The sequence below is a fragment of the Salinicola sp. genome (assembly GCF_982684285.1).
On the sequence record NZ_CEXLVS010000149.1, the window covers coordinates 1 to 10,460 of the forward strand.

8 protein-coding genes are annotated in these 10,460 nt (G+C 65.0%); 6 read left to right on the forward strand and 2 right to left on the reverse strand.

Features of this window, described 5'->3' with window-relative positions; genetic code table 11:
* The first annotated feature begins 122 nt into the window (after nt 1–122).
* Nucleotides 123–3,911 carry a pilus assembly protein gene (locus tag AC3AYF_RS13335; protein ID WP_487779840.1) on the forward strand — a complete coding sequence of 1,263 codons (3,789 nt, stop codon included), beginning with the start codon at nt 123–125 and terminating at the stop codon, nt 3,909–3,911.
* Nucleotides 3,912–3,916: 5 nt separating this feature from the next.
* Nucleotides 3,917–4,342, forward strand: a complete 426-nt coding sequence (locus tag AC3AYF_RS13340) for a type IV pilin protein (protein WP_295038916.1) — start codon at nt 3,917–3,919, stop codon at nt 4,340–4,342.
* A gap of 10 nt (nt 4,343–4,352) precedes the next feature.
* On the opposite strand, the gene AC3AYF_RS13345 is transcribed toward AC3AYF_RS13340, so the two are convergent.
* Complete coding sequence (locus tag AC3AYF_RS13345) at nt 4,353–4,919, reverse strand: GspH/FimT family pseudopilin (RefSeq protein ID WP_295038917.1); 567 nt, start codon at nt 4,917–4,919, stop codon at nt 4,353–4,355.
* A gap of 59 nt (nt 4,920–4,978) precedes the next feature.
* On the opposite strand from AC3AYF_RS13345, the gene thiO reads away from it, so the two are divergent.
* Together thiO and AC3AYF_RS13355 are read left to right on the forward strand one after the other, a co-directional pair.
* Entirely contained in the window at nt 4,979–6,064 is a 1,086-nt protein-coding gene (gene thiO, locus AC3AYF_RS13350) for a glycine oxidase ThiO (RefSeq protein WP_295038919.1), read from the forward strand.
* A gap of 93 nt (nt 6,065–6,157) precedes the next feature.
* Nucleotides 6,158–7,798, forward strand: coding sequence for an NAD+ synthase (locus AC3AYF_RS13355; RefSeq protein ID WP_295038920.1), 1,641 nt, complete (start codon nt 6,158–6,160; stop codon nt 7,796–7,798).
* A gap of 156 nt (nt 7,799–7,954) precedes the next feature.
* Here the strand turns inward: AC3AYF_RS13355 and AC3AYF_RS13360 are convergent, their stop codons facing one another.
* A complete protein-coding gene (locus AC3AYF_RS13360; RefSeq protein WP_295038922.1) occupies nt 7,955–8,767 on the reverse strand; it encodes an outer membrane protein assembly factor BamD in 813 nt (270 codons plus the stop codon).
* 146 nt (nt 8,768–8,913) lie between these two features.
* Between AC3AYF_RS13360 and rluD the strand changes: the two genes are divergently transcribed.
* Together rluD and AC3AYF_RS13370 are read left to right on the forward strand one after the other, a co-directional pair.
* Nucleotides 8,914–9,870: a 23S rRNA pseudouridine(1911/1915/1917) synthase RluD gene (rluD, locus tag AC3AYF_RS13365; protein ID WP_295038923.1), complete on the forward strand. Its 957-nt coding sequence runs from the start codon at nt 8,914–8,916 to the stop codon at nt 9,868–9,870.
* On the forward strand, nt 9,870–10,460 hold a 591-nt coding region (locus AC3AYF_RS13370), incomplete at its 3' end, for a purine nucleoside phosphorylase YfiH/LACC1 family protein (RefSeq protein WP_487779841.1). The genes rluD and AC3AYF_RS13370, both read left to right, overlap by 1 nt.

Below are 10,460 nucleotides of genomic sequence, written 5' to 3' on the forward strand. Positions count from 1 at the left end.
CGCGAGAGTACCCGGCCCGGCGTTTTCCGGCCCCGCCCCTAGCGGCCTGGGATCGGTTAGACTGCTCCGGCCCGCGCTATCGCTGCGGGCTTCCCGAATGCGACGAGAGACGAGGAGAGACCATGAGTGAGATTCGTTTCGACGGCCGTGTGGCCGTCATCACCGGCGCCAGCGCGGTCACGTTCTGCAATACGACGTACCATCCACGGGCAAATATAGACTCCGGCAGGGTGAACGATCCTCCGCTGATCCGCGTTGCCACAGGTAACGAGAATGGCGGCAAGGTAGGCTGGCCCCAATGGGCGAGTACGGAACAGTCGCAGTGTCCCTGGCGGGGTGAACGCCAGAATTGGGGCGATTTCCCCTACAGGATGTCGCATGGCTCCCGGGAATATCGGGCCAGGGTCGAAGTCTGTGCCACGTCGGGCGGGAGTGAGAACTGTACCTCGTACCCCGATTCCCTCTATTCGAAACCAACGGGGCTCCTGCATGCTTACGCCAATGATATCGATTTCGGCCTGCTGACAGGTTCGTACGAGAACAATAAGCAAGGTGGAGTGCTGAGGGCGAATTTCGAAGGTTTCGGTCGTGAGTTCAGTGCCGCCACTGGCGTATTCGAGAATGATCACAAGGGGATCGTCAGCAACCTCGACGCGCTGAAGATTGCGAAATACAGCTATCAGGACAGTAACTACAACTCGAGTTCAGGTGACAATTGTCCCTGGGGAAGAAGCTCGTTCGACAACGGCAGTTGCTCCAACTGGGGCAACCCCTTCGGCGAGATTACCCTCGAGGCGCTGCGCTACATGGGTGGCGAGAAGTCGCCAACGAAAAAGTTTTCCGTTGGTACCGGCAGTGTCGAGACCAGTTACATTCCGGGGCTGACGTCGCCCGCCTGGGATAACGACCTCTCCGGCAAGTGGTGTGCCGCGCACTCGTTGCTGCTGGTCAACGCCAGCGAGATATCCTTCGACAACGACGATCTAGGTGCACCCGGTTCGTCACCGGTCTCCGCCGGGCAGATTCGTGCTCAGACCGATGCCGTCGGCACGGCCGAGGGAATTTCCGGGGAATACTTCATCGGCCAGACCCCCGCCAGCGCCAGCACCGAGAGTGACAAGTTCTGCACGGCCAAGACGCTTGCCGGGCTCAGCGATGCCAGGGGGCTCTGCCCCACGGCGCCGGGCCTGGAAGGGGGCTACAGCGTGGCCGGACTGGCGCGCTTCGCCCATCACGATACCGTCATCCGCGGCCCCGACGGGAACGATGGCCAACCGATCGATACTTATGCGGTGCAGCTCGCGTCCAACGTACCGCTCGTGTCGATACCCATCGGGGTCGGCAAGTCCGTCTCCCTGATCCCCGCCTGCTCCAACACCACGGCGGGAGGCAAGTGCGCGATCGTCAACTTTCTCGTCGAGTCGCAGGCGTCCGATGGGTCGAGCGGGAGCTTTCTGGTCGACTGGGAAGATTCGGAGTTTGGCGGCGATTACGATTTCGATGCGGAAGTCCGTCTGAGCTATGTGCTCTCGGACGAGCGTCTCTCGATTACCACCAGCGTGACCCGCGCCGCGGCGTCTCACACGCTCGGTCTCGGCTATATTCTCAGCGGCACCAGCGGGCGCTACGGCACCGGGGAGGACGCCGACCGGATCGTGGTTCGACAGAGCGACGGCTTCAACGTCCATACCGGCATCAATAGCTACACCAACAATTATCCCGGATCGCTCTGCCCGCCCAGTGCCCCCTGTAGCGGCAGCCCGGCCACGACCGCCACCTACCGGGTGGCGGGCAACACGGGGCAGGAGCTGGAGACGCCGCTCTATTACGCTGCCAAGTACGGCAACGACAGCCGCCGCGAAGACGGCTCTCCCGGTGCCTACTTCGAGGTCAACCGTATCGGCGAGCTGGCGGATACGTTGCGCGAACTGCTGGACCAGGTGCTGGAAAACACCAACCGCACGGGGGCCGGCGTGACCGTCGGCTACGACGGTGCGGTCGAGGACTATGTTTTCCAGACGCTCTACAACAACCAGTACAGCTGGTCCGGCGATGTCCAGGCGGTGAAGCTTGGAGAGGATGGCGCCATCAGCAGCGTGTGGAGTGCCCGTAGCCAGCTACCGTCGCCGGCCAATCGCCAGATCATCACCCGGGATCCTGCCACGGGGGCGGGGATCCCCTTCACGACGTCGGCGTTCGAGGGCACCGGCGCCGACATGACCCAGCGGCTGCGGGAGGTGGTGGGGTATATCCGCGGCGATACCGAGAACGAGCAGCGTAACGGCGGCGATCTGCGTGACCGGCTCTGGTTGAACGGCCGCGAAAGCGCCAAGCTGGGCGATTTCATAGGGTCGCAGCCATATCTCGTCGGTGTACCCAATACCTACTACGTGCCGGATGAGGGCGACACGAGCTATGCCGTGTTCCGAACCGCCCGACGCACGCGGGCCCAGATGCTCTACGTGGGTGGTAATGATGGCATGCTCCACGGCTTCGATGCGGCCACCGGGGTCGAGCGCTTTGCGTATGTGCCTGGACTCGTGGTCGAGCAACTGCCCGAGCTCGCCGATCCCGATTACCGGCACCGCTATTATGTCGACGGCAGCCCGACGGTGCTGGATGCCCGGCATGGCGAGGCAGGCACCGGTGCCTGGTTTTCGCTGCTGACGAGCGGCCTGGGGTCCGGCGGCAAGGGGCTGTTCGCACTCGACGTGACTGATCCGACTCGCTTCAGCGAGTCGAATGCCAGCGCGCTCGCGCTCTGGGAATACGCCCCCGCCGACGACGCTGCCGTGTTTGGAGAGGATGACCAGCAACTGGGCCACATCTACAACCAGCCTAGTGTTGTGCGGATGGAGAATGGGCGGTTCGCCGTCGTGGTCGGCAACGGTTATGCCAGCGAGGCAGGCAAGGCCAGTCTGTATATCCTCTTCGTCGATGGTGGTTCTGGGGGCAACTGGTCGAGTTCGGATGTGATGCGGTTGACTCCGAGCGCCGCCGACAACAGCGGCGACAATGGCATGATGGCCGTCTCCCTGGTGGACCGCGATGAAGATGGTCGCGTCGATCTGGTCTACGGCGCGGACCTGCAGGGGAATATCTGGCGCTTCGATCTCTCCTCCACCGACCCGGCTGGCTGGGAAGGCCGCATCCATCAGCTTTTCAGCGGCGTCAGAGCGGGCGAGCGTCAGGTCATGACCTCGACACTGGAGGTCGGTAGACATCCGGACGGCGGGCTGATGGTGCTGTTCGGCACCGGCGGCGAGGAGAACTACGGTTTGCCCACCACTCAAGACCGCAGCACATCCGACAGCTTCTACGCGGTGAGGGACTTCGTGGATGGCGTCGCCCGCGGCGACACGCTGACACGTGCCGATCTGGCCGGACGCGCTTTTCACCAGACGAGTCTCGACGACCAGGATGCCGCTTCCGCCATGGTGCGATATCTCGATGACATCGACACGAGCCGCTATCCGGACAACGGCTGGTATCTCGATTTTGCCGGCACCGAACGGGTCGTCGATGGTCCCTCGCTGCGCGGCAACCGGATTCTGTTCTCATCGTTGATCCCGGGCTATGGCGTTTGCGGCGCCGAGGACGCCGGTTATCTCTACGAGTTGAATGCCTGGTACGGCTCGGCTTTCCCGACACCGGTGCTGGACGTCAACGGCGACGGGAAAGTCGATGAGCAGGACAGCTATTACCCGTCCAGTGACGATGATGGCAGTTACGTTCCGATCGGTGTCGCAACTGACGGAGCGATATTCACCCCCAAAGTGCTCGTCAAAGAGGACGGCACGCAGGAGATGAAAATCAGTGCAAGCACTGGTGGAGGGTCTCCCGTGACAATCGCCGAGACCCCGCTCAACAGCATGCGGCTCGGCCGAGTGACCTGGCGCCAACTGGAGTGACGGATGTGGATAGACTATCGCGGGCTCGTGGTTTCACCCTGATCGAACTGATGATCGCTGTCGCGGTCGTCGGGATTCTTGCGGCCATCGCCGTCCCGAGCTATCTCCGCTATGTCGAGCGGGCGCAGGCGCGGGACGCCCAGGCGGCGATGCATTCCCTGGCGCTGAACCTGGAGCGGCGCTACTCGCAGACCTATCGCTACGGGGAGGACACCGGCGGCGCCGTCGCGCCTTCGACACTGGGTCTCTCTCCCAGCCAGTCACCGGAGAGTGGCACCGCCCAATACGGTCTGACCGTGGCGATCGACGGCGGCGGCCAGCGCTACTCGATTACCGCCAGCCGCGCGGATGGCCGCACCAGCGGAGCGTGCGATGTCATGAGTCTGGACAGCCAGGGGAGTCGAACGCCGGCACCGGGCAGCTGTGATTGAAGCTGGCCCGTCAGGTCGCATCACTGCTGCCTGGGTCGGTGGCATCGACCGTGTCGAGCCGAATGCGGGCAAAGTGCACGACGATCTTATGGCCTCCGCGGGCCGCAGCCGGGTTGGTGAGCGTGAAGGTTCCGAACTGTCGTCCTCGCGTGAATCCCAGCGGCGTGTAGCCCAGGCCCTTGGCAAAGCTGTTGGCGGTGATGCTGACCTGATTGCCGTTGGGGCGACTCACCGCGAGCATACGCTCGTCACTGTCGGGCTGGCCATTGCCGTTGCCATCGATGAACAGCAGTAAGGTATCGTCCCACTGGCCATTGTCGCTGCAGCTCGTCCCATCCCCACTGGGACAGAGCCAGGTCGGCTGCCCGCTGCTGGCGGCTTCCTGCCTCGCCCGTCTCAACAACTGCCATATCCGGTCCACTTCGCTGTCGAGCGTCATTCTGGCGCTCAGATTGGCGAGACCGGGTGCCGCCCAGGTCGCCAGGATTCCGAGAATCACCACGCAGATCATCAACTCGATCAGGGTGAAGCCGCGCTGGCGACAGGAAGCCGGCTCGGGGCCTTGGGTTGGGGGCATGATGCGGTCCGGATGGCTGGCGAATGGTAGAATCGCCCTTTTGCCGGGATATCGACCGAATGCAGGATTTCTTGATCGTGGGTGGCGGCGTCATCGGCATGATGACGGCGCTACAACTGGCCGACGCCGGTCATTCGGTGGCGTTGGTCGAGCGCGGCGAGTGTGGCCGCGAGGCTTCCTGGGCCGGCGGCGGTATCGTCTCGCCGCTCTACCCGTGGCGCTATTCCAGGGCGATCTCGGCGCTCTCCAGCTGGTCCGAGGGGCGCTATCCCGAACTGGCCGGGCGACTGCTCGAGGAGACCGGCATCGATCCCGAGTATCGCCAGAAGGGTCTGCTCTACCTGCGCGTCGACGATGTCGAGGCAGCGCTTTCCTGGGCGCGGGAAGTCGCCAAGCCGCTGACGCGCATCGATACCGACGCGCTCTACGCCAAGGAGCCGAGCGCGGCACCGGGCTTCGATGGTGCGCTGTGGATGCCGACCCTCGGCAGCATTCGCAACCCGCGGCTGGGCAAGGCGCTGCGCGAGCGGCTACTGCAGATGCCGCGGGTGAGCCTCCACGAACGGTGCGAGGTTTCGGCGCTGATTCGCGACAAGGACGCCATCCGGGGCGTCGCGACGTCGCAAGGCACGATCCGTGCCGGGCAGACCGTCGTCTGCGCCGGTGCCTGGTCGCGAGCGCTGCTGGCGGATATCGGCATCGAGCTGGCGGTGCGCCCGGTCAAGGGCCAGATGATCCTGTTCAAGGCGCCGCCGGGGCTGGTCGGGCGGGTCGTGCTCAAGGATGGGCGTTACCTGATCCCGCGGGGAGATGGCCGGGTGCTGGCCGGGTCGACGCTGGAAGAGGTCGGGTTCGACAAGCAGACGACGTCGGAAGCCCTCGAGTCGCTGCACGCCAGTGCACTCTCCATCGTTCCCGCCTTGGCCGACTGTCCGGTGGAGCATCACTGGGCCGGTCTACGCCCGGGCTCGCCGGATGGCGTGCCGCGGATCGGGGCGGTGCCCGGATTCGAGGGGCTGCACGTCAACGCCGGCCATTACCGCAACGGGCTGGTGCTGGCGCCGGCCGCCACTCGGCTGCTGGTCGACCAGTTGATCGGCTGCGAACCCATCGTCGACCCCTCGCCCTACCGGCTGTCGGACTGACGCCGGTTTTGCCTCCCCCCACGGCATGCGCGAAAATGAGCGGCAGCCAACGAGGCGCCCGAGCGCCACATCTGTCTGGAGACGAGTGTACTCATGCAAGACCTGACCCTGGTGATGGCCCAACTGGACCCGATGGTCGGCGACATCGCCGGTAATACCGCGGCGGCCATCGAGGCGGTACGCGAGGCGCGCATCGAGCACGATGCGGACGTGGTCGTGTTCAGCGAACTCTTCCTGACCGGCTATCCCCCGGAGGACTTGCTGCTGCGCGAGGCGATGGAGTCGCGCCTGCAGGACGCGCTGACAGAGATGGCGCGCAAGATCGGCAAGATGGCGCCGGAGACGCTAGTCGTGGTCGGCTATCCGGGCATGCGGCATGGCGAACGTCGCAATCTGGCGGGGATCCTGCTGGGCGGCGAATGGCGGGGTGAATACGCCAAGCAGGCGCTGCCCAACTACCAGGTCTTCGACGAGGATCGCTACTTCGAGCCCGGGAGCGAGCCGCTGGTGATCGGGCACCGGGGCGCCCGGCTCGGCATCCTGATCTGCGAGGATCTCTGGGATGGCGCGCCGGTGCGCCAATCGTCCGAAGCCGGTGCCGACATTCTGGTGACGCTCAACGCTTCGCCGTTTCATCTCGACAAGCCCGCGGAGCGCGAGCGCCTGTTTGCCGCACGAGCGCGTGAAGTGGGCAAGCCGCTGGTCTACGTCAACGCCATCGGTGGCCAGGATGAACTGGTGTTCGATGGCGGTTCGCTGGTGCTGGACGCTGCCGGCGAGGTCGCCGTGCGGGCGCCGTTCTGGCAGGTCGGATTGATGCCGGTCCGTTTCACCCACGAGGCGGGCGGCTGGGAGCCCCAGCCCGGCGAGCGCGAGCCGCTGCCCGGCGCCGAGGAGAATCTCTACTGCGCGTTGGTCACGGGCCTGCGCGACTACGTCAACAAGAGTGGCTTCAAGGGCGTGGTGATGGGGCTCTCCGGCGGTATCGACTCGTCGCTGTCGCTGGCGATCGCCGTCGACGCGCTGGGGCCGGATCGGGTCCATGCGGTGATGATGCCGTATCACTATACCGCCGAGATCTCCCAGGCCGATGCCGCCGAACAGGCGAAAATGCTCGGCGTCGGTTACGAAGTCATGCCGATTGCGCCGATGGTCGAAGCGTTCACCGAGACGCTGGCCGAGAGCTTCAGCGGGCTGGCGGCGGACACCACGGAAGAGAACCTGCAGTCCCGCGTGCGCGGCGTGCTGCTGATGGCGATCTCCAACAAGAAAGGCCTGATGGTCCAGACCACCGGCAACAAGAGCGAGATGGCGGTGGGTTACGCCACGCTCTACGGTGACATGGTCGGTGGCTACAATGCGCTCAAGGATGTCTACAAGACCTGGGTCTATCGCCTGGCCAACTGGCGCAACGCGCAGGAGCCGGCGATTCCCGAGCGGGTGATCACCCGGCCGCCGTCTGCCGAGCTGGCGCCGGATCAGCAGGACAGCGACTCGCTACCGGGATACGACGTGCTGGACGCGATTCTCGAGCGCTACATCGAGGGCGACATGAGTGCCGAAGCGATCATCGAGGCCGGGTTCGAGCGCGACGACGTCTATCAGGTGGTCAAGCTGGTCGATCGCAGCGAGTACAAGCGGCGTCAGGCACCGGTCGGGGTGCGGGTCACGCTCAGGGGCTTCGGCCGCGACCGTCGTTATCCCATCGTCAACGGCTGGAAACCGGGGAGTTGATCCCCGTCCGACTTCGTCGGGAGCTGTAAGTCATAAGCTGTAAGAAAAACCAAAAGCCCACAACACCGCTCTTGGCGGACAGCGGCTACTTCTTTCAGCTTCCAGGCGGCGCGTAGCGCCGCTCTTATCGCTTACGGCTCCCCGGCGAAGCCGGGGCTAGCCTTTGGCCGTCAGCGGCGGGTCGACATCGACGTGCTTGGGCACGAAGGTATCGCCGTCGAGCTGGCTGTTGTCGGGATCGTTCTGAATCAGCGTCTGCAGCACGGTCTCGGCCCGGTCTCGCATGTTCAGCCCCAGGTAGCCTTCCACCATCACCGCCAGCGCGTCGCGAGTCGCCTCGGCCTTCGGGTAGTGCTCGATCACCCAGCGGCCACGTTCGACGGCCGCGACATAGGCCCCTTTGCGCAGATAGAAGTCGGCCACCTGAAGTTCGTGGCGGGCCATGACGTTGCGCAGGTAGATGATGCGCTGGCGGGCATCCGGCGCATAGGCGCTGTCGGGGAAGCGACGCACCAGTTCGCCGAAATCGACGTAGGCGTCACGCGAGGCGCCCAGGTCGCGCTTGGAGATATCGATCAGCTCCATGCTCTCGAGGCTGAAGCGGCCCGCCTGATAGGCGCCGAGGCCGCGCATGTAGTAGGCGTAGTCGACCTGGGGATGATCCGGGTGGAGGCGGATGAAGCGGCTGGCGGCGGCGCGGGTCTTCTCCCAGTCCTCGACTCGATAGTAGGCGTAGATCAGTTCGAGTTGCGCCTGCTCGGCGTAACGGCCGAAGGGGAATCGCGTATCCAGAGCCTCCAGCTGTGTCACGGCAGTGCTGTAGCGGCCGGCATCGAGGGAGCTCTGGGCTTGCTTATAGAGATCCTGCTCCTGCAGGTCGGGGGCAGGCTCGTTGCTGGCGCAGCCAGCGAGCAGTGCGCCTGCCAGCAACAGGGCGGCCAGAGCGGAACATCGCGCAGAAAATCGCATCATCATCCTCGTATCAACCATTCCTTGGCGGCCGTGCTAGAATCCGCCGAATCCGACTCACTATAAAGCAAACCTTTGTGCTGACGAAACGCACTCACGAAACGTGCTGACGAAACGCACCGGCGAAACGGAACCGATCCCCACGTATGGCTGACATCCTCAAACGCGACGAGCGCGTACCCGATCGTCTGGCCGGGCGACGTCTGGACCAGGCCGCAGCCGAAATGTTCCCCGACTTCTCGCGAGAGCGTCTCAAGAGCTGGATTCAGCAGGGGGAACTGACGGTCGACGGAGAGAAGGCCCGGCCCAAGGATAAGGTGATCGGCGGCGAGCGGCTAGCGCTGGACACCCGGCTCGAGGAAGAGACTCGCTGGGAACCTCAGGCGATCCCGCTGTCGATCGTGTTCGAGGACGACGACGTCATGGTGATCGACAAGCCTGCCGGGCTGGTCGTGCATCCTGCCGCCGGCAACCCCGATGGCACGCTGCTCAACGCCCTGCTGCATCATCATGCGCCGCTGGCGGCGGTTCCGCGGGCGGGGATCGTTCACCGTCTCGACAAGGACACCACCGGGCTGATGATGGTGGCGAAGACGCTGACGGCGCAGACCGCGCTGGTGGCCCAGTTGCAGGCGCGGACGGTATCGCGCGAGTACGACGCCATCGTGGTCGGCGCGATGACCGCCGGTGGCAAGGTGGATGCGCCGATCGGGCGCCACCCCAAGGATCGTCAGCGTCAGGCGGTGACCGCCTCGGGGAAGCCGGCGGTCACGCACTATCGCGTCAACGAGCGCTTTCGCGGCCACACCCATGTTCGCTGCCGGCTCGAGACCGGGCGGACGCATCAGATTCGGGTGCACATGGCACACGTCCGCTATCCGCTGATCGGCGACCCGGTCTACGGTGGGCGACTCAAGTTGCCCGCGGGCGCGGGCGAGTCACTGAAAACGCTGCTGAGGACGTTTCCACGGCAGGCGCTGCATGCCCACAAGCTGCGCTTCGACCATCCGGTCAGCGGGGCGCCGGTCGAGTGCAAGGCGCCGCTACCGGACGACATGCTGCTGTTGCTGGATGCGCTGCGTGAGGATCAGGAGGCCGATTGATGCATTCACCCTCGTGTTCGTCGACGCTGACGGACGATCCCGAGACCTCGACGAGCGATGCGCCGACCCTGCTGCTGCCGGACTGGCCCGCGCCGAGCACCGTGGGCGCCCTCGTCACCACGCGGGAGACCGGGCCCAGTCGTGGCGACTTCGCCGCCTTCAACCCGGCGGCCCACGTCGGGGACGATCCCGCGTCCGTGGTTCGCTGCCGGGATCGGCTGGTTGCCGAGGTCGGCGACGAACGGCCGCTGTTGTGGCTCGACCAAGTGCATGGTGCACGCGTCATGCAGAGCTACCAGGACGGATATCGGCAGCACCCGCCCCAGGCCGACGCCTCGGTGGCGTTCGACCGTGGCCACGCCTGCGTGATCCTGACCGCGGACTGCCTGCCGGTCTTCTTCTGCGATCGCCAGGGAACGCGGGTCGGGTTGGCTCATGCTGGCTGGCGCGGTCTGGCGGGCGGCGTGCTGGAGGCCAGCGTGGCGGCCCTGGGTGTCGATCCCGAAGAGCTGATGGTGTGGATGGGGCCGGCGATCTCCAACGCCCAGTTCGAGGTCGGCCCGGAAGTCTTCGAAGCCTTCGTCGCCATG